Source organism: Pseudomonas sp. PDM13, from assembly GCF_025685765.1.
GTDB lineage: Bacteria > Pseudomonadota > Gammaproteobacteria > Pseudomonadales > Pseudomonadaceae > Metapseudomonas > Metapseudomonas solani.
The window spans coordinates 24,801-49,852 of the sequence record NZ_JAOTQU010000006.1 but is presented as its reverse complement, the minus strand read 5'-3'; the positions used below and the strand labels follow the sequence as shown (position 1 = coordinate 49,852).

The window sequence follows — 25,052 nt, the reverse complement described above, 5'->3', positions numbered from 1 at the left end:
TCCCCTGGCGCGTAAGTTCAGAAAAACAGCAAAAAAGACGACATCCTGCGGCCATCCATAGGCCATCAAGCCAGGCGGCGTCAGCCGGGGAAGGCGGGCCAGACGCCGCCGTCGCCGCAGACGAAGACCCGCGTCGCGTTGTCCATGGCCTGGTCCATGCCGCCGGTGAACTCGCCGAAGGCCGGCAACAGGCTGAGCCGCTCGCCGAGGCGGAAGCAGGGCAGGCGCAGGCTCTGGCGGCCGGGCCCGCGCAGGCGGAAGGTCGGGTGCAGGTGGCCGGCCAGCACGTGCAGCGTCGGGTGCGGCTGGGGCTCGTGCTGCAGGGCGAAGGGCCCCAGGGCCAGCGGCTCGTGGTGCAGGGAGAAGCCAAGGGTCGCGGGCGGGTCGCCAGCGTGGCGGTCGTGGTTGCCGCGCACCAGGTCGATGGCCAGGTGCGGATGCCCGGCGCGCCAGGCGGTGAGCACCGGCCAGAGCGGCGCCTCGGCGCCCTGGCGGGCATGCAGGAAGTCGCCGAGGAAGACCAGACGGCGGCAGCCGTGCTCGTGCAGCAACCGGTCCAGGCGCTGCAGGTTGGCCGCCGTGGTGCCGCTGGGCACCGGCTGGCCGAGGCGACGGAAGCTGGCGGCCTTGCCGAAGTGGATATCGGCCACTAGCAGGCAGCCTTCCTCGGGCCAGTACAGCGCGCGATCGGCCAGCAGCAGAACACAGGTGCCGGCCAGTTCCACCTCCAGCGCGGCGTTCATCGCGCCCGGCTCCGGCGCGGCGGCTTGTCGGCGGCGCGCTGCAGTTGCTCCACCATGCGGGCGATACGGTCGGCCAGCTTCTCGCTGCTCAGCCCTTCGCGGAAGCGCTCCACCAGCAGCGGGAAGGCCAGGGGCGTGGGGCGCGGTACCTCCACCAGGCGCAGCTCGCGCTCGCGGATGCGTTGCAGGCAATCTTCCAGGCGCGGCAGGTCCAGCTCCTGGCGCAGCACCTCCTCGCGGGCCTGGTGCAACAGCAGGTTGCCCGGGTCGTACTGGCGGAACACATCGAAGAACAGCCCGCTGGAGGCCTGCAGCTGGCGGGTGCTCTTGCTGGCACCGGGGCGGCCGGCGAACACCAGCCCGGCGATGCGGGCGATCTCGCGGAAGCGTCGGCGCGACAGCTCGCTGGCATTGAGGCTGTGCAGCAGGTCGTCGAGCAGTTCCTGTTCGCTGAACAGCTCGGGGCCCAGGCATGCGGCCCAATCCACCTCGGTGGCTGCCAGCAGCTCCAGGCCGTAGTCGTTGACGGCGATGGAGAAGCTCACGGGGCTTTGCCGGGCCAGGCGCCAGGCCAGCAGGCTGGCGAGGCCCAGGTGCACCTGGCGGCCGGCGAAGGGGTAGAGGAACAGGTGCCAGCCCTCGCGGCTCTTCAGGCACTCGGCCAGCAGGTTGTGCTCGTCGGGCAGCGCCGACCAGGCCTGCTGCAGTTCCAGCAGCGGGCGCGCCAGTTTCAGCTCGGGGCTGTCATAGCAGCCCCGCGCGGCTTCGCCCAGCTGGTGCACCAGGGCATCGGCCAGTTCACTGGAAAGGGGCATGCGCCCACCGTTCCAGCGCGGGATGGCGGCCTTGCGCGCGGCGCTGCGGCGCACGTAGGCGGTCATGTCCTCGACCCGCACCAGCTCCAGGGGGCGGCCGGCGAAGAGGAAGGCATCGCCCGGACGCAGGCGAGAGATGAAGCCTTCCTCTATGCTGCCCAGGGAGCCGGCGGCACCGCCCTTGCCCCAGAAGCGCACCTGCAGGCTGGCGTCGCTGACGATGGTGCCGATGCTCTGCCGGTGCCGCCGTGCCAGCTGCGCACTGGGCACCTGCCACAAGCCACTGGCATCGGGTTCGGCGCGGCGGTACTCGGGGTAGGCGGTGAGGGAATGGCCGCCATGGCGGATGAAGGCCAGGGCCCAGGCCCATTCGTCATCCCCCAGGGCGCGGTAGGCCCAGCAACTGCGTACCTCGGCGAGCATCGCCTCGGCCTGGAAGCCGCCGCCCAGGGCTATGCTCACCAGGTGCTGGACCAGCACGTCCAGCGGCTTCTCCGGGCTCAGGCGCGCTTCGATGCGGCGCTCGGCGATGGCCTGGCGCGCGGCCACCGCCTCCACCAGTTCCAGGCTGTGGGTGGGCACCAGGGTCACCCGCGAGGCGCGGCCCGGCGCGTGGCCGGAGCGGCCGGCCCGTTGCATCAGCCGCGCCACGCCCTTGGCGGTGCCCACCTGCAGCACCCGCTCCACGGGGAGGAAGTCCACCCCCAGGTCGAGGCTGGAGGTGCACACCACGGCCTTGAGGCGGCCCTGCTTGAGGCCGTTCTCCACCCACTCGCGCACCTCGCGGGATAGCGAGCCGTGGTGCAGGGCGATCAGCCCGGCCCAGTCCGGCCGTGCGGCGAGCAGGGCCTGGTACCAGGTTTCCGACTGCGCGCGGGTGTTGGTGAACACCAGGCTGCTGGCGCTGCCCTCCAGCTCCGTCACCACCTGCGGCAGCATGCGCAGGCCCATGTGCCCGGCCCAGGGGAAACGCTCGACGCTGGCCGGCAGCAGGGTGTCCACCTCCAGGCGCTTGCGCTGCTCGCCCTGCAGCAGCAGGCCGTCGCCGCCGGGCACCAGCACCTGCAGCGCGTGCTCCAGGTTGCCCAGGGTGGCGGACAGGCCCCAGGTGGCGAGCGCGGGGTTCCACAGGCGCAGCCGTGCCAGGGCCAGTTGCAGCTGCACGCCGCGCTTGTTGCCGAGCAGCTCGTGCCATTCGTCGACCACCACCATGCGCAGCCCGGCGAAGGCCTGGGCGGCGTCGGCGCGGGTCAGCAGCAGGGTCAGGCTTTCCGGCGTGGTGACCAGCACGCTGGGCAGGTTGCGCGATTGCCGGGCGCGCTCGGCGCTGCCGGTGTCACCCGTGCGCAGGCCCAGGCTCCAGGGCAGGCCGAGCGCGTCGATGGGCGCCTGCAGGGCGCGGGCGGTGTCGGCGGCCAGGGCGCGCATGGGGGTTATCCACAGCACCGAAAGCGGCAGCACCTGACCTTTGCCGCGCTCCTTGCGGGTGGGCGTGGCGCCGGCCAGCAAATCGAGGGCGGCGAACCAGGCGGCGTAGGTCTTGCCGGCTCCGGTGGTGGCGTGGAGCAGGCCGGAGCGGCCCTGGGCGACGGCGCGCCAGAGGCTTTTCTGGAAGGCGAAGGGGCGCCAGCCACGGTCGCCGAACCAGCGCGAGGAGGGGCGGGGGGCGCGGCTCAAGCCTCGGGCTCCGACGCGGCGTCGGCCAGCAGGGCCTGGAGGCTGGCGAGGGTGTCGGCCTCGGTTACCGGTTTGTCCTGGCGCCAGCGCAGCATGCGCGGGAAGCGCACGGCGACGCCGCTCTTGTGGCGCTTGGACAGGGCGATGCCCTCGAAACCCAGCTCGAACACCAGGGTGGGGGTGACGCTGCGCACCGGGCCGAACTTCTCCACCGTGGTGCGGCGGACGATGGCATCGACCTTGCGCATCTCCTCGTCCGTGAGGCCCGAGTAGGCCTTGGCGAAAGGCACCAGGGCGCGCTCGGCGCTGGCGTCGTCGCCATCCCAGACGGCGAAGGTGAAGTCGGTGTAGAGGTTGGCGCGGCGCCCGTGGCCGCGCTGGGCGTAGATCAGCACGGCGTCGACGCTGTAGGGGTCGAGCTTCCATTTCCACCAGGTGCCCTGGTCCTTGGTGCGGCCGACGCCGTAGAGCGCGTCGCGGGCCTTGAGCATCATCCCTTCGACGCCCAGGGCGCGGGCGCCTTCGCGCTGGTGGGCGAGGTCGGGCCAGTCTTCGCCGCGCACCTCGGGGGACAGCTCCAGCACCGGGTCGCTCAGCTCCTCCAGCAACTGCTCCAGGCGTTCACGGCGTTCGGCCAGGGGGCGTTGGCGCCAATCCTCGCCGCGCCATTCCAGCAGGTCGTAGGCCACCAGGCGCACGGGGGCGTCGTCGAGCACCTTGCGGGTCAGGCGCTTGCGGGCGATGCGTTGCTGCAACAGGGCGAAGGGCTGCACGCGGCCGTCCTTCCAGACCAGGATCTCGCCGTCGATCACGGTGCCGTCCGGCAGTGCGTGGGCCAGGCCGTGGAGTTCGGGGAAGCGCTCGCTGACCAGTTCCTCGCCCCGCGACCAGATCCACAGGTGGCCGTCGCGGCGCACCAGTTGGGCGCGGATGCCGTCCCACTTCCATTCGATCAGCCAGTTCGCCGGGGGGCCGAGCAGGTCGGCGAAGGACGCCACCTCCGCCTGCAGCGGGTGGGCGAGGAAGAAGGGGTAGGGCAGGCCGCCGCGTTCCAGGTGCTCGGCCTCGCTCTGTGCGGCGATGAGCCGGGCATAGCCCTGGGCACTGGGCGGGCGCGAGGCGTCGGTGTAACCGACCATGCGCTGGGCGACGCGCTTGGGGTCGAGCCCGGCGAGGTTGGCCAGGGCGCGGGTTACCAGCAGGCGCGAGACGCCGACGCGGAAGGCGCCGGTGACCAGCTTCAGGCACACCAGCAGGCTCAGGCGGTCGAGGCGCGCCCAGAGCGGCGGCAGGCGGGCGGCCAGTTCCGTCGGCGGCAACCCGCGCAGGGGCAGCAGGTGGTCCTCGACCCAGGTGGCGAGGCCCTCGTCGGAGCGATGGACGCTGGGCGGCAGCAGCAGGGAAATGGTTTCGGCCAGGTCGCCCGCTGCCTGATAGCTCTCCTCGAACAGCCACTCGGGCAGGCCGGTGATGGCCAGGGTGATGTCCCGCAGCTGGCGCACCGGCACCAGTTGGCGCGGTTTGCCGCCACTGAGGAAGTACACCGCCCAGGCGGCATCCTCGGGCGCGGCGCTGGCGAAGTAGTCCTGCAGGGCGGTCAGCTTGGCGTTGTTCGAGGTGCTGGCGTCGAGGCGGCCGTAGAGCTCGGCGAAGTCCTTCACGGGGTCGCCTCCGCGGCCGTGGCGGGTTCGTCCTCGTCGCCGTATTCGGTGCTGAAGCCCTGGGCGTCCAGGCCCTGTTCGCAGAGGTAGCGCACCAGCACGTTGACCGAGCCATGGGTGACGAACACCCGCTCGGCACCGCTCTGCTCGATGGCCCAGAGCAGGCCGGGCCAGTCGGCGTGGTCGGAGAGCACGAAGCCGCGGTCCACGCCGCGTCGCCGGCGGGTGCCGCGCAGCATCATCCAGCCGCTGGCGAAGGCGTCGCTGTAGTCGCCGAAGCGGCGCATCCAGGTGCTGCCGCCGGCCGAGGGCGGGGCCAGCACCAGGGCCTGGCGCAGCAGCGGGTCGTTGCGGGGGATGTCACCGGCGTAGCGGGTTTCCGGCAGGGCGATGCCGGCTTCGCGGTAGACCCGGTTGAGCGGTTCCATGGCGCCGTGGGCGAGGATCGGGCCGATGCTGGCGTCGATGCCGTGTAGGATGCGCTGGGCCTTGCCGAAGGCGTAGCAGAACAGCACGCTGGCGCGCCCGGCGGCCTGGTTGGCGCGCCACCAGGCGTCGATTTCGGCGAATAGCGAGGCTTGTGGCTGCCAGCGGTAGATGGGCAGGCCGAAGGTGGATTCGGTGATGAAGCAGTGGCAACGCACCGGCTCGAAGGGCGCGCAGGTGCCGTCGGCCTCGGTCTTGTAGTCGCCCGAGGCGACCCAGACTTCGCCCTGGTATTCCAGGCGCACCTGGGCGGAACCGAGTACGTGGCCGGCCGGGTGCAGGCTGAGGGTGACGCCGCCGTGGTCCAGGCGCTCGCCGTAGTCGAGGGTCTGCAGGCGGATGTCGCCCAGGCGCGCACGGAGGATGCCTTCGCCGGCGGCGGCCGCGAGGTAGTGGCCGTTGCCGGTGCGCGCGTGGTCGCCGTGGCCGTGGGTGATCACGGCACGCTCCACCGGTTTCCAGGGGTCGATGTAGAAATCACCGGGCGGACAGTAGAGGCCTTCGGGCCTCGCGACGACCAGGTCCATGGGCACGCCTCGCTGTGGGCTCATGGTTATGAGCATGGGCGGGCGCGGTTGGTTCGGCTCGTGAAAGAGGCGCCGGATCGCGACGCAGGTCACGGAAGTCCCGGGCGTTCGTCGGAACAGGTGGCCTGGGGCCAGGTGTAGACGTCAAGATTCGGAGCGGCTCTTCTGCCGACTTCATGGAGGATGTGCGAATGCAGGCGATCAAGGCCTATTTCCAGCGCCACGGCCACGATTCGTTCCGGATCGGTGAGGGGCGTATCAGCGGTTACATTTCGGCAGCGCTGGGGCTGCTCAGCCTGTGCGCGGTGCTGTGCTTCCTGTTCCCCGAGTGGCTGACCTTCGCCGAGTTCCGCAAGGTCTACAGCGAGCAGTTCGCCCGCACCGTCCTGCTGGTGGGGTTGGTGGCGTCGTTCTCCCTGGGCACCCTGAACATCCTGCTCAACCGCCGCAAGCGCCTGGGCTTTACCGGCATCATCGCGTCCGGGCTGGCGGTGTTCCTCGGTGGCAGCAACATCCAGTTCGAGACCATCGGCGAGACGCCCTATTCCCTGGGGCTGGACTGGTTCGTGCTGGCGCTGCTGGTCTCGGCCATCGTCTTCATCCCCCTGGAGAAGCTCTACGCCAAGGACCCGCAGCAGAACATCCTGCGCCCGCACTGGCGCACCGACCTGGCGTACTTCTTCGTCAGCCACATGCTGGTGCAGTTCATCCTGATCTTCGTCACCGCCTCGTCCACGCTGCTGGGTGGCTGGGCGGTGTCGCCGGCCTTCCAGGCGGGCGTGCAGTCGCTGCCGATCTGGCTGCAGTTCATCCTCGCCGTGCTGGTGGCGGACCTCGGCCAGTACTGGCTGCACCGCCTGTATCACGTGGTGCCCTGGCTTTGGCGCTTCCACGCGGTGCACCACTCGAGCACCTCCATGGACTGGCTGGCCGGTTCGCGCATCCACTTCGTGGAAATCCTGCTGACCCGCACCGGGGTGCTGGTGCCGCTGATGCTGATGGGCTTCTCGCCCCAGGCGATGAATGCCTACGTGATCCTGGTGGGCGTGCAGGCGGTGCTGGCCCACGCCAACGTGCGCATCGACGGCGGCTGGTTCAACTACCTGCTGGTGCTGCCGCGCTACCACCATTGGCACCACGCCCGGCACCCGGACTACATCTACAAGAACTACGCGATCCACCTGCCGATCGTCGACATGGTGTTCGGCACCTTCAAGCTGCCGCCCAAGGAATGGCCGACCCGCTACGGCGTCTTCGGCAAGCCGCTTCCGGACGGCATCCTGCTCCAGCACCTGTACCCCTTCCAGAAGCCGGAGCCCAAGGCACCGGTGAAGCCGAAGGCGTCCTGACCTTCGACAGCGGCCCGTGTGCAATGCATGGGCCGCTGCTTCTGATTTTTCCCCTCTCCCTTTTTGCCAATTCCCGGGCTGAAGCCCGGGCTACGTTCGGGTTGCGTTCGTCGGTTGGTGCCTCGGCCCAACCTACGGAGCAGCGGTGGCTCTTTCGCGGGCAAAAGAAAGGGCGCCGGTGAGGGCGCCCTGAAAATGATGTGATCTATGGAGTAAGTCCGCTTACATAGACAGCCGCGGGGCGGTTAGTTCCCGCCCCGGCCGATCATTTTTGCGGGGTGAGCGTCAGCCGCTTGGTGCCGTAGACCTTGTCGAGGTTCTGCGACTGGAAGGGGAAGCTCATATAGCGGGCCTTGAGCCAGGCGTCGATGCCGTCGGCGTAGTTGGGGCTGGCCGGGTTGCCGGATTGGCCGGAGCTGTTGAGCCCGATCATGGGTTCCGGCTGGCCGAAGTCAACGATGATGCGCATGGCCGGGATCAGCCAGGTGTCGAAGTTGTTGCCCCATTCGTAGGCCGAGACGTTCAGCGTGTTCATGTCGCCGCCGGCCTGGTAGGGGCCACGGTCCAGGTAGCCCTGGATGGCGTTGATCCCGGTGCGCTGGCTGGCGCTCATGAAGGGCGCGAGCTTGGTGGTTTCGGTGGCCCAGGTGTAGCTGTGCAGCTTGCCCCATTGCCAGGCCTTGCGGTCGGCACCGAGCTTGCCTTCGGCGAAGCTGACGGCGGCGGCCAGGCTGCGGGCGAGGATGGCGGGCTTGTCTTCCTTCTGCGGGGTGCGCACGTCGTCCCAGAACGGGCTGTCGGCGCGGCCCAGCAGGTGGTCGGCCTGGGCGGAGTAGGAGAGGTTGGCGGTTTCCACCAGCGCCTGCCAGGCCGGGCTGCCTTCGGGGCCGAGCTCGTCCTGGAATATCTGCTTGGCGCTTTCCTGCAGGAAGGCTTCGTAGAACACCGCGTCGGTGGAGGTCGGGCGCAGGTCGCCGTTGAAGGCCAGCAGGCGGCTCAGGGCTTCGCGGGCCTTGTCGCGCTCGGCGGCGGGCAGGGCGTCGATGGCCTGCTTGAGCGGCTGGGCCATGGCCGGGTCTTCGAACATCGCCTTGAGCTTGGCGGCGAAGGGCGTGGTCTGGTCGTACTGCATGGCGATGGTGCTGCGGGTGTCGTGCTTGCCGCTGCCGGCGAGCTGGGCGATGCGTTCGGCCCGCTCCGGGTAGAACCAGGAGTTGGATAGCTGTACGCCGTAGCCGCCCTGCACGGTGCGGTGGTTGGCGGTGCCCAGCCAGCCCTGGCTCGGGTCCTGGTCGTAGGGGTGCAGCATGGGGTCGGCGTAGCCATCCCATTCGTAGCGGCCGTCCCAGCCGGGGGAGGGCATCAGGCCACGGCCTTCGCGGCGGTTGGGGTAGCGGCCGGTGACCTGCCAGGCGATGTGCTGGGCATCGGCGGTGAGCAGGTTGAGGCCGATGGCGCGGATCGAGCGGGTCGCTTCGCTGGCCTGCTCGACGGATTGCGCGCGGGACAGGTCGAAGAAGGCGTCCAGGGTCTGGTCGCTTTCGAACTGCGCGGTCTTCAGGGCGATACCCAGGCCGCTCTTGATCTCGATCGGTTGCAGCGGGTGCTTGCGTTGGCCCAGCACGGAGTTGAGCAGCGGGCCGTGGCGGGTCTCGTAGAGGGTTTCGCGGATCGGCCGCTCGCCCTTGATGAAGAAGGTTTCGTTGCGTTCGATGGCCGGCTGCCATTTGCCGTCGGCCAGGTAGTAGAGGCGGCTGCCTTCGCGCTTGACCTTCTCCAGGTAGAGGTCCTGGTTGTCGGCCATGACCATGGTCATGCCCCAGGCCAGCTTGCCGTTGTAGCCGGCGACCACGGCGGGCACGCCGGCGATGGTGACGCCCGCGGCCTGGAACTTCGGCGAACGGATCTGCATGAAGTTCCAGTACGAGGGCATCGCCAGCGGCAGGTGGGTGTCGTTGGCGAGGATGCTCTTGCCGTTGCGCGTGCGTTCCGGGGCGATGGCCCAGTTGTTCGAAGCGGCGACGCCGAGCATGTTCAGGCCCGCCAGTGCGCCGGCGGCCTGGTCGATGGCGGCGAGGCCCTGGATCTGCCCGCCAAGATTGAGGCCCTTGAGCTTGTCGGCCTCGTCGAACGGCAGGTTCTCGTCCGGGTAGGTGGGCAGCAGCCAGGCGACCTTGTCGGCCCCGACCTTCTGCGCCATGACCAGCGAGGCGATCTCTTCCTGCAGGTTCACCGCCAGGCCGAAATTCAGCAGGGTGAAGACCAGCACCGAGTCCTCGGGCTTCCAGTACGCGGGTTTGTAGCCGGACTCGGCGAGGTCCATCGGCAGCTTGTCGCGGTACTGGAAGAGGTAGGCGTTGACGCCACGCGCGTAGACCTCGAAGAAGGACTTCAGGCGCGGGGAGGCGTTCTTGTAGAGAATGTCGGCGCTCTTGCGCAGGTTCACCGCGCGCATGAAGCGGTCCACATCCAGCACGCCGGGGCCGGCCATTTCCGCCAGGCGGCCTTCGGCCATGAGGCGCAGGCCGATCATCTGGCTGAGGCGGTCGGTGGCGTGTACGTAGCCCATGGTGAACAGGGCGTCGTGGAAGGTGGTGGTTTCGATCAGCGGCATGCCCAGCGGGTTGCGGCGGATCGAGACGCTCTGGGCCAGGCCCTTGACCGGCTTGAAGCCGGAGGTGGGCGGCAGGCTGTCGGAATAGCGGCTGTCGAGCCAGGACTGGCAGCCAGTGAGCGCGACCATGGCGCCGAGGGCGGCGGCCAGGCAGAAGCGGGGCAGGAAGCGCTGGGGCGCAGGCGAGGCCATGGAGCGGTATCTCCCGAAGAGGCAGCGGTTTTCAAACGCGCTACGTTAGAGAGCGGCCTCGCACTGCGCAAGCGCCGGAGACCCTACTTTTTAGCGGCAGCGGGGTTGATCTTTTCCACCAGGTCATAGGCGCGAACGGTGGCCGGGCGGGCCTGGATGCTCTGGAACCAGCGCTTGAGGTTGGGGAAGTCGTCGAGGTCCTGTTCCTGGAAGCTGTGCGGCACGATCCAGGGGTAGATGGCCATGTCGGCGATGCCGTACTCGGCGCCGGCGACGAAGGGGCGGTCGGCCAGGCGCTTGTCGAGCACGCCGTAGAGGCGAGCGGTTTCCTTCACGTAGCGCTGGATGGCGTAGGGCACCTTCTCCGGGGCGAAGCGGTTGAAGTGGTGGTTCTGCCCGGCCATCGGGCCCAGGCCGCCCATCTGCCAGAACAGCCACTGCAGGGTTTCTTCGCGGCCGCGCAGGTCCTGCGGGATGAAGCGGCCGGTCTTTTCGGCGAGGTAGAGCAGGATGGCGCCGGACTCGAACAGCGACAGCGGCTCGCCGCCGTCCGCCGGGGCGTGGTCGACGATGGCGGGGATGCGGTTGTTCGGGGCGATCTTCAGGAAGTGCGGCTGGAACTGTTCGTCCTTGCCGATGTTGATGGGGTGGATCCGGTAGGGGAGGCCGGTCTCCTCGAGGAACAGCGTGATCTTGTGGCCGTTGGGGGTGGTCCAGTAATACAGATCAATCATGGTGGGACTCCTCAGGAAGGGCACCTCTAAAAACTGCCTGCGTTGTCATCGCGGCGTTAAAAACCGGCTCGTGCGCGAGTCCGATCAAAATACTCATTTACACTGCGTAAATTGCGCTTTTTCGCCTGTTTTGCCTTGCGCTGACGGCCTCGCCGACGTTTTTAGAGGCGCCTGAAGCGGGTGGCCAGCCTAAAGTATTCCCGGCACCAACGAAAAGGCCCGTGCTAGACGGGCCTTGGTCGTGCTGGCGCGGATCAGGCGCCGTGGCACTTCTTGAACTTCTTCGCGCTGCCGCAAGGGCAGGGGTCGTTGCGGCCCACTTCCTTCAGCGGGTTGCGCACCGGCTCCTGGGGGCCGTGGTTGCAGTGCGGGCCGTGCACATGGCCGTGATCGTGGTGGTCATGATCATGGTCGTGGTTGCAGTCGGGGCCATGGACATGGGGTTCTTGACTCATGGAAACGTCACTCCGGGATGTAGTTGCCCGGGATTATCTCGCCATTGCGCGAGAGGTGCACGCTCTTGCCGAACATCAGGCCGGTCTTCACTTCGCCTTCGAGGCGGTAGCGAATGGCTTCGTCGGGTTTCTCCAGGAGCTTGACGATGTACTTCATGTGGCGCCAGAGGTTGGTGCGCACCGGGACATCGAAGGTTTCATGGCCGTTGGCCGGGACGGTGAACCAGGTGCTGGATTCGCCGGAGGCGAGCTTCACGTCGTTGAGATGGACGGTATAGACCAGGCCGCGAACGGGCAGGCTGACGTCATTGGGGTTGTCCACGCGGAAGCGCAGCAGGAACTGCTGCTCGAGAAGCTTGGCCTTGATTACATCGACTTTCACCAACCGTACATCCGGATCGCGAAAACCGCCGGTCATCCAGGTGGAACATCCGGTCATGCCCGAAAAAGGTAGGGCCAGTAACATCAGTAGGCTGAGAATTCTTATCGTTTGCGCCTGAGAAAACATTGCATTACTCCATCGACGCTCAAGTGTAACAAGCAACTGCTTGGCTGCAACTTGTTGTTTGCAGAAAAAAACCTGCGCCATACTGCTGTCTGTTTCGGACAGGAGTGTGACCATGAGCCGCTACGAGATCGCTTTCTCCGGCCAGTTGGTTCCGGGAGCCCGGCTGGAGCTGGTGCAGGCCAACATGGCCAAGCTCTTTCAGGCTGACGCGCAACGTATCGCCATGCTGTTCTCTGGCAGGCGCATCGTGATCAAGAACAACCTCGATGAGGCTGCCGCCGAGAAATATCGTGCAACGCTTGAGCGTGCCGGTGCGGTGGTGGACGTGGTGTCGATGGACGTCGAGATCGAGGAGGTGGAGCTGGCTCCACCGCCGCCGGAGGAGCCGGTGGCCGCCCCCGTGCGTGCCGCCGTCGCCCAGCCGGCCGGCGAACCGGCAGCAGTGGGGCGCCTCAAGGTGGCCCCGCGCGACGAGTACATGGCGGCCTTCATCGATGTGGAGGCGCCGGACTTCGGCATCGCCCCGGTGGGTGCCGACCTGCAGGACGCCAAGGCCGATGCAACGCCGCCCAAGGTCGACCTGAGCCAGTTCAGCCTGGCTCCGGTGGGCAGCGACATGGGCCAGGCCAAGGCCGCTCCGGCCGGCCCGCCGCCGGACATCTCGCACCTGCGCCTGCAGGAGTGAGTGCCTGATGTGAAAAGCCCGCCGATCGGCGGGCTTTTCATTGGTGCGAAGGCGCGGCGGCGCTTCAGGATGCCGTGCACTTCTCCTTGGCCTTGTCCGCGTCCAGCTTGCGGATGGAGGTGTAGAACAGCTCGCAGGTCTGCACCTTGTCGGTCACCTGCCACTTCTGCTTGCAGCTATCCAGGGTGTTGCTCGGGTTGGCGGCGTGGTCCTTGCCCATGCCGGCCTGCCAGCAGGCGGCGGAGAGGTCCTGGCCCATGACCTTGAGCCCGGTGGCGTCGGCCTTGGCCTGGTCGCCGTCGTAGTTCTCCGGGTCGGCGGCGTACCAGATGTAGCTGGGGTGGTTGCTGCCCAGCACCGGCACCTTCTGTTCGGGCGTGGGGCTGATGGTGCCGAGGCCGAGCACGCCGATGGTGGTGCCGTACTGCTGCTTGATCCAGCTGCGCACCGGGCCGCCGAAGGCCACCATCGGCAGCGCCGGCTTGCCCTTGGTGAGCTGCTCGACCATGCGTGTCTGGTAGGGGGTGAAGTAGCTGTAGACGCCTTCCAGGTCGCTGCCGGCGCTGGCGGGGGCGGCGATGGGGGCGATGTCGATGATGGTCTGGTAGCCGGGGGTGTCGTCGGTGGCGACACCGTTCTGCACCAGCAGGTCGGCCCAGCGATCGGTGGTGGCCGACTCCAGGTAGTCCTGGGCCTTGGTCAGCGAGTAGTCCGGCGGGAAGTGCAGCAGCTCGATGCTGCGGCGGTTCTCCAGGGCCATGCCCAGGGGCAGGAAGAGGTACCAGCTGTACTGCCACTTGCCGTCGGTGTTGAGCTGGCTGGCGCCCTTGTAGGCGAGGTCGCCGTTGTCCAGCAGTTGCACCAGGGGCACGCCGTAGTCGGCGGGCACGCCGCTGAAGCGGGCGTAGAGGCCCTTGTCGTCGCGGCCCACCTTGACCTGGCCGCCGGCGATGCCATCGCGCTTCAGGCTCTGCCCGAGGTAGTGCTCGACGGTCTGCTCCAGGGTCCAGTCGCGGTAACAGATGACGTTGCAGTTGTTGGGGTAGGCGAACAGGCGGGTGACCCGTTCCTGGCTGCCCAGGCTGACCTGGACTTCAGCAGCCTGGGCGAGGCCGGCGAGGCCCGCGAGAAGCGGGACGAGCAGGGTGCGCATGCGCATGGACATCTCCTTGTTGTCGGTTGGCGAATCCTTCCGGGGCGGGGCGCTCGGTCAGAGGTACCCCGCACAGCATTTCTTGAATTTCTGCCCGCTGCCGCAGATGCAGGGGTCGTTGCGCCCGGCCTTGGTTTCCACGGTCGGGTCGATGAAGTACCAGCGCCCGTCGTTCTGCACGAAGGACGAACGCTCGCGGTGGCTGTGCTCGCCGGCCTGGTCGTGCCAGCGGGCGACGAAGGTGACCAGTGCGTGCTCGGGCTTGCCGCCGAGCAGCTCGAAGGCTTCCACCTCCAGGCCCAGCCAGGTGCTTTGCAGGCTCCAGGCCTTCATCGCCTCGCGGTCCAGGCCCTCGCGCTGGGCGGGGAGGGTGGTCTCCACCAGATAATCCACCTGGCCAAGCACATAGGCGCTGTAGCGCGAACGCATCAGCGCCTCGGCGCTGGGGGCGGGGTGGCCGCCGTGGTGACGGCCGCAGCACAGGTCGAGGAGGTTGCCGCTGCCGCAGGGGCAGGTACTTGCGCTCATGGCATCACCACCAGTACTTGCCGAAGTTCTCGGGGTTGGCCCAGAACTTCGCGTTCAGCCAGTCGGGCACCTGCTTGTATTCGCGCAGGTCATAGGTGAACAGGTTGAGCACCTGGTCATCACGCTGGAAGCGTTCGGTGGCCTGCAACGCCAGGGCGAAGAAGTCCGTGTCGGTCCAGTCGCAGGCGCCGAGGTCCACCAGCACGGCGATGCGGCTGGCGTTGAGGTTGCGGATGCCGCCCAGCAGCTCCAGGGCGGTGCGCTTGGGCAGGTGTTCCAGGCAGTCGGCGACCAGCGCCAGGTCGAAGCGTTGCGCCGCCTGTTCGGCCGGCAGCGAGCCGGCGGGCACCTGCACCACCTGGCTGTCGGGGTGGGCGCTGGCGAAGGCTTCCAGGGCCGGGAGCGGGGAGTTGCCCACCAGCAGCAGGCGGGCCGGTGCATAGCGGTCGAGCAGGGCGGCGAGGGCCTGTTGCGGGGTGCGGGAGGAGAAGCTGGCAGTCATCGAAAATCCTCGGACAAGTTTGCGAAGACTAGCCTGCCGCCCGCTGCTGGCCTAGTGCTGGCGGTTTTTTAATCACCCGTCTTTACTGCCAGGTTATCGGTTTCCAAAGGCCGATATCACGAGGAGACATGCATATGAGCATCACAAGGACAGCAATACCCTTGCTACTTGTGTCGACCCTGCTGACCGGTTGCGCCGGCCTGCAGAAGACCGACTGGCCCAAGTGTGCAGCAGTAGGCGGTGTAGGCGGTGCAGCGTTGGGTGCGATTGAAAGCAGTTCCTGGGCGGGTTGGGGCGCGCTGCTCGGCGGCGGCCTGGCTGCCGGTTACTGCTGGGCGCATGGCGATGGCGACGAGGATGGCGATGGCGTGCCGGATAGTCGTGACAAGTGCCCGGGCACTCCGCCGGGCGTACAGGTGGATGCGAACGGCTGCCCGCCCGAGCCCGCCGTAGTGGAAGAGGTCGAGGAAGTGGTGGTGGTCGAGGACGAGACCATCGTCGTCCGTGACCTGCTGTTCGCCTTCGACTCCGCCGCGCTGGACCCGGCCGACAAGGCCAAGCTGGACACCATCGCCAGCCGCCTGCGCAACGAGGCCCCGACCGCCAAGCTGACCATCACCGGTCACACCGACAGCGTCGGCAGCGACAGCTACAACCAGAAACTCTCCGAGAAGCGCGCCCATTCCGTGACGGACTACCTGGTCTCGACCGGCATACCCAAGGGCAGCATCGCCGGCGTCAGTGGTGCGGGCGAAAGCCAGCCTGTCGCTGACAACGGCACGGCCGACGGCCGCGCGCTGAACCGCAGGGTGGAAATCCTCATCGACCGCTGAATCCCGCAGCCGTTGCGGCGCGCGGCTTGTGCGCCGTGACGGGCGGGTCTTTACTCCTGTGTTACCGGTATGGGACCGGTGACACAGGAGATCCCTCACCATGAGAACCTTCTCACGGGCTGCTCTACTTCTTCTGGTCGGCAGTGTTCTCTCGGGTTGCGCCTCGACGTCCAGTACGGGCGACGCGCCGCTCAACCAGGGGAACTGGCCTCTTTGCAGTGCGATTGGCGGTCTGGCCGGCGGTGGGCTGGGCGCTATCGAGAGTTCCGCTTGGGCCGGTGGAGGCGCCGTTGCAGGTGCCATCGTCGGCGGTCTGATCTGTTACGCCCAGGATGGCGACGAGGACGGTGACGGGGTCTTCGACCGCCGTGATACGTGCCCCAATACTCCAGCCGGGACCCAGGTCAACCACAATGGCTGTCCGCAGAAGACCTACCCGGCCGTGGTCAAGGCCGAGGAGCCCATTCCTCCAGCTCCCGCACCGCAGAGCGAAGTCATCGTGCTCAGCGACCAGGGCAAGGTGCTGTTCGCCTTCGACTCCGCCGAGCTCACCAGTGACGCGAAGACACAGCTGAATGATGTCGCTACACGCCTGACGGGGGCCGCCATGGTCAGCGTCAAGGTCGTGGGGCACACCGACAGCGTCGGTTCCGATACCTATAACCAGGGGCTTTCGGAACGGCGTGCCAGGAGTGCGGCGGATTACCTCATCAGCCAGGGCGTCCCGGCGGACAAGGTCACCACCGAAGGGCAGGGCGAAAGCCAGCCGGTGGCGGACAACGGCACGGATTCCGGGCGCGCGCAGAACCGCCGCGTGGAGATCCACGTCGCTCGCTGAACACCCGGTGCAACACCGAAGGGGCCCTCGTGGCCCCTTCTTTCTGCCCGCCATTTGGCAGCGACGATGACGAGGAGTAAGGTCGGCGGACTAAAAAAACAGAGGGGGGTGGCATGAAACTTTTCCTGGGGGTGGGCAAGCTGGTTGCCCTGGTGTTCTGGCTGGCGGTGCTGGCCAATCTGATCGAGCCGTTTGCCCGACCATTCGCGTCACTGCTCAACGCCGTCGCCGCCCTGGTGCTCGGCCTGCACCTGCTGGAACTGGTGGTGTGCAACGGCCAGCTGCGTGGCCGCCCGCGTCCCTGGAATGACCGCCTGCAACTGCTGCTGTTCGGCGTCTTCCACCTGCTCGGCCTGCCCCGTTCCCAGGGAGGCCGCGAACATGCGTAAGTACTGCCTCCTGGCCCTGCTGGCCAGCCCTGTCGTCCTGGCCGAAAGCGGCGTCAGCGTCGATGCCAACAGCCTGCTCAAACTGCCGGCACGGGTCGGCTCCCTCAGCCTCGACCGCGTGGTGGTCAACGATTACGGCACCCTGGTGATCCCGGCCAGCGTCACCGAGCTGCGCATTGGCGAGCTGGTGATGGGCCGCGACGCGCGCATCGGCATCGCCCCGTCCGACCAGCCCTTCAGCCTGGTGGTGCGCCAGGGCGAGATCGGCACCGGTGGCCACATCACCGCGTCCGGCGCGGCCGGCAGCATGAAGAAAGGCGCCAGCGCAGGGCGCGACCTGAGCCTGCGCCTGGAGCAGGTGCGGGTGGACGAGATCACCCTGGATGTCCGCGGTGGCATCGGAACGCCCGGCTACAGCGGGCTCGCCGGTGCCGATGGCGATGCCGGCGGCTGCCTCTGGGGCAGTGCCAGCCGTGGCTATGACGGCCAGAACGGCGGTGACGGCCAGGCCGGCGGCGCGGGTGGCCATATCCGCCTGGAAGTGCCGACGGACTTCCCCGTCGAGCAGGTGAAGGTGCGCCTGGAAGGCGGTGCCGGTGGCCCGGCAGGTGAAGCCGGCGCTGCGGGCAGTGGCGGTTCCGCCAAGGGCTGCCTGTTCTACCGCACCGACGCCGGCGCCAAGGGCCGCCCGGGGCAACCGGGCCAGCCGGGCAGCGCGGGTGCTGCCGGCCAGCTCGATGTGGTGCGTATCGAGTAAGCGCTCGAAGAATCGCTGCGCCGCGTCCTCAGGGCACCTCTAAAGACGTAGGCGAGGCCGTCAGTGCAAGGCAAAAACAGGCGAAAAGCGCAGTTTACGCAGTGTAAATGAGCACGTTGAGCCTGTTTTTAACGCAGCAATGGCAACGCAGGTAGTTTTTAGAAATTCGGGCGCGCCGCAGCGATCGCCACCAGGAACAGACCCAGCAGCAGGTTGATGCCCACCAGGCGGCGGATGCGGCCCAGTACCGCACCGCCTGCCGGCCAGTCCTCGGCGGCCACGGCGCGGCGCAGCTCGGGCAGCTGCAGCGCGTTGACCCGCAGGAACAGCGCCAGCATGGCGATGTACAGGCCCATCATGATGTGCACGTAGCGCGGCGCACCGTCGAAGCCGGCGAAGCGCATGTGCATCATGCCCACGCCACTCACCGGCAGCAGCACCACCGCCACCCAGACCCAGAGGAAGAAGCGGCGGAACACTTCCACCCACAGCTTCAGCCGTGCCGGCGCGTCGAGCGCCTGGACGGCGGCGGGGCGCAGCACCATCCACGCGAAGAACATGCCGCCGACCCACACCAGGGCGGCGAGGACGTGGACGGCGCAGAGGGCGGCGAAGGGTGTCATCGGGTTTTCTCCAGTCGGAAACAAGGCGCGCTATGATAGCCGCCCTGTTAAAGTACTGAAAATTTATCCAGCCTTTCGCGCCCGCAAGAATCCATGCTCAGCACCGAACTCAAGTCCCAGATCCAGGGCGCCTACTCCCGTTTTCTCGAAGCCAAGGGGCTCAAGGCCCGCTATGGCCAGCGCCTGATGATCGCCGAAGTGGCCAAGGTGCTGGGCGCCATCAAGACCGACGACGAAGGCCATCGCGATGGCGAGCCCGCCGTGGTCGCGGTGGAGGCGGGCACCGGCACCGGCAAGACGGTCGCCTACAGCCTGGCGACCATCCCCTCGGCCAAGGCCGCCGGCAAGCGTCTGGTGATCGCCACCGCCACGGTGGCGCTGCAGGAGCAGATCGTCCACAAGGACCTGCCCGACCTGATCCGCAACAGCGGCCTCAACTTCAGCTTTGCCCTGGCCAAGGGGCGTGGCCGCTACCTGTGCCTGTCCAAGCTCGACATGCTGCTGCAGGACGGCCAGGCGCAGAACGCCACCGCCCAGCTGTTCGCCGATGAAGGCTTCCGCATCGACGTCGACGAGAGCGGCCAGAAGCTGCTCAACCAGATGATCGAGAAACTCGCCGGCAACCGCTGGGACGGCGACCGCGACTCCTGGCCCGAGGCCATCGAGGACCAGGACTGGGCCCGCGTCACCACCGACCACAGCCAGTGCACCAAGCGCCATTGCCCCAACTTCCAGCAGTGCGCCTTCTATAAGGCGCGCGAGGGCATGACCAAGGTGGACGTGATCGTCACCAACCACGACATGGTCCTCGCCGACCTGGCCCTGGGCGGCGGCGCGGTGCTGCCGGACCCGCGCGAAACCGTCTATGTGTTCGACGAAGGCCACCACCTGCCGGACAAGGCCATCGGCCACTTCGCCCATTTCACCCGCCTGCGCTCCACCGCCGACTGGCTGGAGACGGTGGCCAAGAACCTCACCAAGCTCCTCGCCCAGCACCCGCTGCCGGGCGACCTCGGCCGCCTGATCGAGAACGTACCGGAGCTGGCGCGCGAGCTGCGTACCCAGCAGCAGTTCATGTTCACCGCCTGCGAGGAGGTCGCCGACTTCCGTGCCGGCGAAGACATGGAAGGCCGCGAACGCCCGCGCCACCGCTTCGAGGCCGGCGTGGTGCCCGAGCACCTGATCGAAATGGGCATCGAGCTGAAGAAGGGCTTCGCCAAGCTCAACGACGTCTTCACCCGGCTCACCGAACTGCTCAAGGAAGCCATGGACGGGGAGGCCGGCGTCGGCATCGCCAGCCACCAGGCCGAGGAGTGGTACCCGCTGTTCGGCAGCCTGCAGACCCGCGCCCAGGGCAACTGGGAGCTGTGGACCGCCTTCACCGCCGAAGACCCGGAAGAAAGCCCGCCCATGGCGCGCTGGCTGACCCTGGCCGAGTTCGGCTCGGCCTACGACATCGAGGTCAACGCCAGCCCGATCCTCGCCGCCGAAACCCTGCGGCGGAACCTGTGGAACGTCGCCTACGGCGCCCTGGTGACCTCCGCGACCCTCACCGCACTCGGTACCTTCGACCGCTACCGCATGCGTGCCGGCCTGCCGAAGAAGGCCGTTACCGCCATGGTGCCCAGCCCCTTCCACCACGCCGATGCCGGCGTGCTCAAGGTGCCGGACCTCAAGGCCGACCCGCGCGATGCCGCCGCCCACACCGCGGCGATCATCCGCGACCTGCCGCAGCTGGTCGAAGGCTCGCGCGGCACCCTGGTGCTCTACGCCTCGCGCAAGCAGATGCAGGACGTCTTCGACGGCCTCGACCGCGACTGGCGCAAGCGCGTGCTGATCCAGGGCAACCTGTCCAAGCAGGAGACCCTGAACAAGCACAAGCAGCGGGTGGACGACGGCGAGACCAGCGTGCTGTTCGGCCTGGCCAGCTTCGCCGAGGGCGTCGACCTGCCCGGTGCCTATTGCGAGCACGTGGTGATCGCCAAGATCCCCTTCGCCGTGCCCGACGACCCCGTGGAAGCCGCGCTGTCGGAATGGATCGAGGCGCGGGGCGGCAACCCCTTCATGGAGATCGCCGTGCCCGACGCCTCGTTGCGTCTGGTACAGGCCTGTGGTCGCCTGCTGCGCACGGAGTCCGACCGCGGCACCATCACCCTGCTCGACCGCCGGGTCGTCACCCAGCGCTATGGCAAGGCGATTCTCAACGCGCTGCCGCCCTTCCGCCGTGAGATCGGCTGAAACAGACCACCGCGGCGCTTGACGCCGGGCCCGCCTCTGCGATCATTGCCGGCTTGCGCGGGCACGGTTTTGCAGATCGCGGGCAACATTCGCCCATTCCGCTGTCTATGCACTGACTTCATGTGGGGAATCGGTTTCATGTCATCCAGAACCAAACCAGCGCTGCTGCTGCCCATCCTCCTCGCCATCGGTGGCTTGAGCACGGCGGTACAGGCCGAGACACTGTTCAACTTCGTACGCCCGCTGGACTCCGTCACCGTCACCACCCAGGACGCGGGCCTGCCCAGCGTGACCGCCGAGAACACGCCCGAGGGCGAAATCCTCCGCCGTCTCAATTTCAACCAGGCCGACAAGCCCAGCCTGCGCCTCGCACCGCAGAACGGCACCTGGGACTGGAGCAAGGCCGGCGCCATGAGCCTGCGCCTGCAGAGCGCCATGGACTGGGCCCTGACCCTGGACGTGACCATCGAAAGCGCCGACGGCAAGACCGTGCGCACCCGCCTGGCCCTGCCGGCCGGCCCGGCGCAGACGCTGCTGGTGCCGCTCACCGCCACCTCTCCCCGTGCCCACGGCCTGCGCGCCGCGCCGCCGCAACCCTGGAGCCGCGACGGCAAGCGCTACCTGCTGGCCACCGAGGTGGAAGGCGAGCTGGACCTGACCAAGGTCAGCGCCGTGACCCTGTCCCTCGACCACCCCAACGCCGTGCAGAGCGTCCTCCTGGGCCGTTTCGGCACCGCTGAGAAGAGCCTGCAGGACGACTACTACAAAGGCCTGATCGACACCTACGGGCAGTACACCCGCGGCGACTGGCCGGAGAAGATCAAGAACGACGAGCAGCTCAAGAGCGCTGCCCAGCAGGAGCAGAAGCAGCTCGACGACTGGCAGAAGAAGCTGCCCGAGCAGGACCCCTACGGCGGCTGGCTGGCCGGCCCGAGCTTCGAGGCCAAGGGCTTCTTCCGCACCGAGAAGCGCGACGACCGCTGGTACCTGGTGACCCCGGACGGCCATCCCTTCTATTCCCTCGGCGTCAACGCCGTCACCCCCGAGCACAGCCAGACCTACGTCGAAGGCCGCGAGGCGATGTTCACCGCGCTGCCCAAGGACGGCGAGCCCCTGGCCGCCTGGTACGGCAATGGCGACAGCCGCCGCGACACCGGCTCCACCAAGGGTCGTAATTTCGACCACGGCCGCTGGTACGACTTCTACGGCGCCAACCTCGAACGCACCTACGGCAAGCAGGACAAGGCCCGCTGGGTCGACCACAGCATCGCGCGCCTGAAGGGCTGGGGTTTCAACACCGTCGGCAACTGGAGCGCGGGCGAGTTCAACACCAGCCAGCGCATGCCCTACACCATCCCGCTGTCGATCCATGGCGACTACGCCACCATCAGCACCGGTCTCGACTGGTGGGGCGGCATGCCTGACCCCTTCGACCCGCGCTTCGCCATGGCCGCCGAACGTGCCATCGCCATCGCCGCCCGCGACCACCGCGACGACCCCTGGCTGATCGGCTACTTCGCCGACAACGAACTGGCCTGGGCCGGCCCCGGTGGCGATCCGAAATCCCGTTACGCCCTGGCCTACGGCACCCTGCGCCTGACCACCGACGTACCGGCCAAGCGTGCCTTCCTCAAGCAGCTGCGCGACAAGTACCGCAACCAGCAGGGCCTGTCCCAGGCCTGGGGCATCGAGCTACCGGCCTGGGAGCTGATGGAGGACCCGGGCTTCGAGGCGCCGCTGCCGAACCCCGAGCACCCGGCCATCGAGGAAGACCTCAAGCGATTCCAGCGCTTCTTCGCCGACACCTACTTCAAGACCATCGCCGAGTCGATGAAGTGGCACGCGCCGAACCACCTGCTGCTGGGCGGCCGTTTCGCCGGCAGCGTGCCGGAGGCGGTGGAGTCCTGCGCCCAGTACTGCGACGTGCTGAGCTTCAACTTCTATACCCGCGAGCCGCAGCACGGGTACGACTTCGAGTACCTGCGCAAGCTGGACAAGCCGCTGATGGTCACCGAGTTCCACTTCGGCTCCCGCGATCGCGGCCCGTTCTGGGGCGGCGTCGCCGAGGTCTACAAGGAAGAGGAGCGCGGCCCGGCCTACGCCAACTTCCTCAAGAAGGCCCTGGAGGAGAAGCTGATCGTCGGCGCCCATTGGTTCCAGTACCTCGACCAGCCGGCCAGCGGCCGCCTGCTCGACGGCGAGAACGGCCACCTCGGCCTGGTGGGTATCACCGACCGTCCCTACGACGGCTTCATCAAGGCGGTGCGCAAGGCCAACCTGGATGTCGCCGCACAGCTGGCCAAACCCGCCGAAGCCAAGCCCGCAGAAGCCAAACCGGCCGACAAGCCGGCGGAGAAGGCTGCGGCCAAGCCTGAGCAGAAGCCCGCCGCGGCGCCTGCCGCCAAGCCCGAAGCCAAGCCTGAGCCGAAACCCGAGCCGAAGCCCGAGGCCAAACCGCAAGCCAAGCCCGCTGCGCCCACGCCTGCCGAGCAGCCCGAGCAATCGGAGAAGCCCGTCGGCAAGCCCACCGACGAAGCCACGCCCAAGCCGGACCCGGCGCCCAAGGTCGAGACCGACCCGGCGCAGAAGCAGGATGCGCCTGATGCATCCTGAGTCATTCGACTGACCGATGGACCCTGCGCCGAACTTCGGCGAGGTTCCCAAAGGACGGCGGCATTGGTAACAATGCCGCCGTCATTTTTTTCCGAGGAGAGTGCCGGTGCAGACCCAGGGTTACTTCGACTTGCGTTTCGAAGCGGTGCGCGACGCGTTCGCCGCCCTGTTCGACGACTCCCAGGAGCGCGGCGCCGCGCTCTGCGTCCAGGTGGGCGGCGAGACCGTGCTCGACCTCTGGGCCGGGGTGGCCGACAAGGACGGCCAGGAAGCCTGGCAGACCGACACCATCCTCAACCTGTTCTCCTGCACCAAGACCTTCACCGCCGTCGCCGCGTTGCAGCTGGTGGACGAGGGCAAGCTCGAGCTGGATGTCCCCGTGGCCCGCTACTGGCCCGAGTTCGCTGCCGCCGGCAAGGAGCGCATCACCCTGCGCCAGCTGCTCAGTCACCGCGCCGGCCTGCCGGCGATCCGCCAGCCGCTGCCGGCCGAAGCGCTCTACGACTGGCAGGCGATGACCGCCGCCCTGGCCGCCGAGGAGCCCTGGTGGACGCCCGGCGAAGAGCACGGCTACGCCCCCATCACCTATGGCTGGCTGGCCGGTGAGGCGATCCGCCTGGCCGATGGCCGTGGCCCGGGTGAATCCATCGCCGCCCGCATCGCCCGCCCCCTGGGGCTGGATTTCCACGTCGGCCTGGACGACGCCGAGTTCCACCGCGTGGCCCACATCGCCCGCGCCAAGGGCAACATGGGCGATGCCTCGGCCCAGCGCCTGCTCAAGTGCATGATGACCGAGCCCACCTCCCTCAGTACCCGCGCCTTCACCAACCCGCCGTCGATCATGACCAGCACCAACAAGCCGGAATGGCGGCGCATGCAGCAGCCGGCGGCCAACGGCCACGGCAATGCCCGCAGCCTGGCGGGCTTCTACGCCGGCCTGCTGGACGGCCAGTTGCTCGACTCCGCGCTGCTCGCCGAACTCACCCGCGAGCACGCCATCGGTGACGACCGCACCCTGCTGACCCGCACCCGCTTCGGCCTGGGCTGCATGCTCGACCAGCCGGACGTGGCCAACGCCACCTACGGCATGGGCCGCCTGGCCTTCGGTCACCCCGGTGCCGGTGGCTCCATCGGTTTCGCCGACCCGGAGCGCGAGGTCGCCTTCGGTTTCGTCACCAACACCCTCGGCCCCTATGTGCTGATGGACCCGCGCGCCCAGCATCTGGCCCGCACCCTGGCGAGCTGCCTGTAGCGGAACCGCTCGTCAGTTGCACGGAATATCCCTTTGCGGATGAAGGGGTTGCGTCCAGAATTTCAGCCTGTACCTGAGATTGATGCGCCATCATGCGATGGCGTATCGCCTTCTCCTTTTACCTGTTACGGGGGCCCCGCGATGAAGCTGCTCAAGTCGTCCACCTTGATCCTCTGCATGACCGTTTCCGGTTGCAGCACCTTCAGCCACGACAAGCCGGCTGCGGAAGCCCACGCGCAGAACAGCGGCACCAGCCATTGGTGGTGGCCGTTCGGTGGCAGCGACGACAAGGTGGCCAAGGCCGAGGTGCCCAAGGTCGACCAGAAGCTCACCCAGGCCTGGCTGGACCAGTACGAGCCGCGCCTGCGCGAGGCGGTGAAGGACAGCAAGCTGGAAGTGGAGCGCCGCGACAACCTGCTGGTGGTCACCGCGCCGGTGGAAGGCTCCTTCAACCCCGACCGCCCCAGCATGCTGCTGCCCATCACCCTCGGCCCCTTCAGCCGTGTCGCCAAGCTGGTGGAAGGCGATCCCAAGACCGGCGTGCTGGTCCTCGGCCATGCCGACAGCTCTGGCGAGGACGCCCTCAACCGCAAGCTCAGCCAGGAGCGCGCCCAGGCCGTGGCGGCGATCTTCCGCCTCAGTGGCCTGCAGCGGGACCGCCTGTCGCTCAAGGGCGTCGGCTCCGACATGCCCCGTGCCGCCAACGACAGCAAGGACGGCCGCGCCCTGAACCGCCGCGTGGAAATCCTCCTCACCCCGCAGGACACCCTGGTCGCCCTGCTGGCCCGCTACAACCAGCCGCCGAAGGTGGCCCAGCAGGTGGTTGCGGCAGATCAAGGCAAATGAGCCTTGCTTGGGTAAGCTAGGCCTTTCCTTTTGC

20 protein-coding genes and 2 pseudogenes are annotated in these 25,052 nt (G+C 67.9%); 10 read left to right on the top strand and 12 right to left on the bottom strand.

The window, feature by feature from the left end:
- Positions 1-80: 80 nt before the first annotated feature.
- Genes pdeM through OEJ36_RS08345 form a run of 4 tightly spaced genes read right to left on the bottom strand, consistent with a single transcriptional unit; the run spans position 81 to position 5,909 of the window.
- A complete protein-coding gene (gene pdeM / locus OEJ36_RS08360; RefSeq protein ID WP_263401098.1) occupies positions 81-743 on the bottom strand; it encodes a ligase-associated DNA damage response endonuclease PdeM in 663 nt (220 codons plus the stop codon).
- Positions 740-3,235, bottom strand: coding sequence for a ligase-associated DNA damage response DEXH box helicase (locus OEJ36_RS08355; RefSeq protein WP_263401097.1), 2,496 nt, complete (start codon positions 3,233-3,235; stop codon positions 740-742). Before OEJ36_RS08355 ends, pdeM begins: the two co-directional genes overlap by 4 nt.
- A complete protein-coding gene (locus OEJ36_RS08350; RefSeq protein ID WP_263401096.1) occupies positions 3,232-4,896 on the bottom strand; it encodes an ATP-dependent DNA ligase in 1,665 nt (554 codons plus the stop codon). The genes OEJ36_RS08355 and OEJ36_RS08350 overlap by 4 nt, the downstream gene beginning before the upstream one ends.
- On the bottom strand, positions 4,893-5,909 hold the full coding sequence (locus OEJ36_RS08345) for a ligase-associated DNA damage response exonuclease (RefSeq protein WP_263401095.1): 1,017 nt from the start codon (positions 5,907-5,909) through the stop codon (positions 4,893-4,895). The genes OEJ36_RS08350 and OEJ36_RS08345 overlap by 4 nt, the downstream gene beginning before the upstream one ends.
- A gap of 191 nt (positions 5,910-6,100) precedes the next feature.
- On the opposite strand from OEJ36_RS08345, the gene OEJ36_RS08340 reads away from it, so the two are divergent.
- On the top strand, positions 6,101-7,258 hold the full coding sequence (locus OEJ36_RS08340) for a sterol desaturase family protein (protein WP_263401094.1): 1,158 nt from the start codon (positions 6,101-6,103) through the stop codon (positions 7,256-7,258).
- A 265-nt stretch (positions 7,259-7,523) separates the two neighbouring features.
- Here OEJ36_RS08340 and OEJ36_RS08335 read toward each other — a convergent pair whose 3' ends face one another.
- The 4 genes from OEJ36_RS08335 to OEJ36_RS08320 all read right to left on the bottom strand — a co-directional run bounded on the left by OEJ36_RS08335 (position 7,524) and on the right by OEJ36_RS08320 (position 11,761).
- A complete protein-coding gene (locus OEJ36_RS08335; RefSeq protein WP_263401093.1) occupies positions 7,524-10,064 on the bottom strand; it encodes a penicillin acylase family protein in 2,541 nt (846 codons plus the stop codon).
- Between the two features lie 83 nt (positions 10,065-10,147).
- Positions 10,148-10,798 carry a glutathione binding-like protein gene (locus OEJ36_RS08330; RefSeq protein ID WP_263401092.1) on the bottom strand — a complete coding sequence of 217 codons (651 nt, stop codon included), beginning with the start codon at positions 10,796-10,798 and terminating at the stop codon, positions 10,148-10,150.
- A 254-nt stretch (positions 10,799-11,052) separates the two neighbouring features.
- Positions 11,053-11,253: an SEC-C metal-binding domain-containing protein gene (locus OEJ36_RS08325; RefSeq protein ID WP_021219202.1), complete on the bottom strand. Its 201-nt coding sequence runs from the start codon at positions 11,251-11,253 to the stop codon at positions 11,053-11,055.
- Positions 11,254-11,260: 7 nt separating this feature from the next.
- A complete protein-coding gene (locus OEJ36_RS08320; protein WP_263401287.1) occupies positions 11,261-11,761 on the bottom strand; it encodes an LEA type 2 family protein in 501 nt (166 codons plus the stop codon).
- Positions 11,762-11,873: 112 nt separating this feature from the next.
- Here OEJ36_RS08320 and OEJ36_RS08315 point away from each other — a divergent pair, with 112 nt between their 5' ends.
- Positions 11,874-12,446, top strand: coding sequence for a hypothetical protein (locus OEJ36_RS08315; protein WP_263401091.1), 573 nt, complete (start codon positions 11,874-11,876; stop codon positions 12,444-12,446).
- 64 nt (positions 12,447-12,510) lie between these two features.
- Here the strand turns inward: OEJ36_RS08315 and OEJ36_RS08310 are convergent, their stop codons facing one another.
- From OEJ36_RS08310 to OEJ36_RS08300, 3 genes are read right to left on the bottom strand one after another with little or no spacing between them, the layout of a single operon-like run.
- A complete protein-coding gene (locus tag OEJ36_RS08310) occupies positions 12,511-13,605 on the bottom strand; it encodes a hypothetical protein (RefSeq protein ID WP_263401090.1) in 1,095 nt (364 codons plus the stop codon).
- Between the two features lie 51 nt (positions 13,606-13,656).
- A complete protein-coding gene (locus tag OEJ36_RS08305; RefSeq protein ID WP_263401089.1) occupies positions 13,657-14,127 on the bottom strand; it encodes a YchJ family protein in 471 nt (156 codons plus the stop codon).
- Between the two features lie 4 nt (positions 14,128-14,131).
- Positions 14,132-14,629, bottom strand: a complete 498-nt coding sequence (locus OEJ36_RS08300) for a DUF6231 family protein (RefSeq protein WP_263401088.1) — start codon at positions 14,627-14,629, stop codon at positions 14,132-14,134.
- 134 nt (positions 14,630-14,763) lie between these two features.
- Between OEJ36_RS08300 and OEJ36_RS08295 the strand changes: the two genes are divergently transcribed.
- From OEJ36_RS08295 to OEJ36_RS08280, 4 genes are all read left to right on the top strand, one after another.
- Positions 14,764-15,462 carry an OmpA family protein gene (locus OEJ36_RS08295; protein WP_263401087.1) on the top strand — a complete coding sequence of 233 codons (699 nt, stop codon included), beginning with the start codon at positions 14,764-14,766 and terminating at the stop codon, positions 15,460-15,462.
- Between the two features lie 100 nt (positions 15,463-15,562).
- Complete coding sequence (locus OEJ36_RS08290; RefSeq protein WP_021219209.1) at positions 15,563-16,300, top strand: OmpA family protein; 738 nt, start codon at positions 15,563-15,565, stop codon at positions 16,298-16,300.
- 113 nt (positions 16,301-16,413) lie between these two features.
- Positions 16,414-16,689: a DUF1145 domain-containing protein gene (locus tag OEJ36_RS08285; protein ID WP_263401086.1), complete on the top strand. Its 276-nt coding sequence runs from the start codon at positions 16,414-16,416 to the stop codon at positions 16,687-16,689.
- The gene (locus tag OEJ36_RS08280; protein WP_263401085.1) at positions 16,682-17,446 is read left to right on the top strand and encodes a collagen-like protein; all 765 of its coding nucleotides are present in this window, start codon (positions 16,682-16,684) and stop codon (positions 17,444-17,446) included. The genes OEJ36_RS08285 and OEJ36_RS08280 overlap by 8 nt, the downstream gene beginning before the upstream one ends.
- Before the next feature lie 158 nt (positions 17,447-17,604).
- Here the strand turns inward: OEJ36_RS08280 and OEJ36_RS08275 are convergent, their stop codons facing one another.
- Positions 17,605-18,069, bottom strand: a complete 465-nt coding sequence (locus tag OEJ36_RS08275) for a CopD family protein (protein ID WP_263401084.1) — start codon at positions 18,067-18,069, stop codon at positions 17,605-17,607.
- A 93-nt stretch (positions 18,070-18,162) separates the two neighbouring features.
- On the opposite strand from OEJ36_RS08275, the gene dinG reads away from it, so the two are divergent.
- From dinG to OEJ36_RS08255, 4 genes and pseudogenes are all read left to right on the top strand, one after another.
- Positions 18,163-20,307 carry an ATP-dependent DNA helicase DinG gene (gene dinG / locus OEJ36_RS08270; RefSeq protein WP_263401083.1) on the top strand — a complete coding sequence of 715 codons (2,145 nt, stop codon included), beginning with the start codon at positions 18,163-18,165 and terminating at the stop codon, positions 20,305-20,307.
- A 138-nt stretch (positions 20,308-20,445) separates the two neighbouring features.
- Positions 20,446-22,716: pseudogene (locus tag OEJ36_RS08265) on the top strand (beta-agarase); the annotation flags it as partial.
- A gap of 310 nt (positions 22,717-23,026) precedes the next feature.
- Entirely contained in the window at positions 23,027-24,172 is a 1,146-nt protein-coding gene (locus OEJ36_RS08260) for a serine hydrolase domain-containing protein (RefSeq protein WP_263401082.1), read from the top strand.
- 141 nt (positions 24,173-24,313) lie between these two features.
- A pseudogene (locus OEJ36_RS08255) lies at positions 24,314-25,015 on the top strand (OmpA family protein); the annotation flags it as partial.
- Positions 25,016-25,052: the final 37 nt, after the last annotated feature.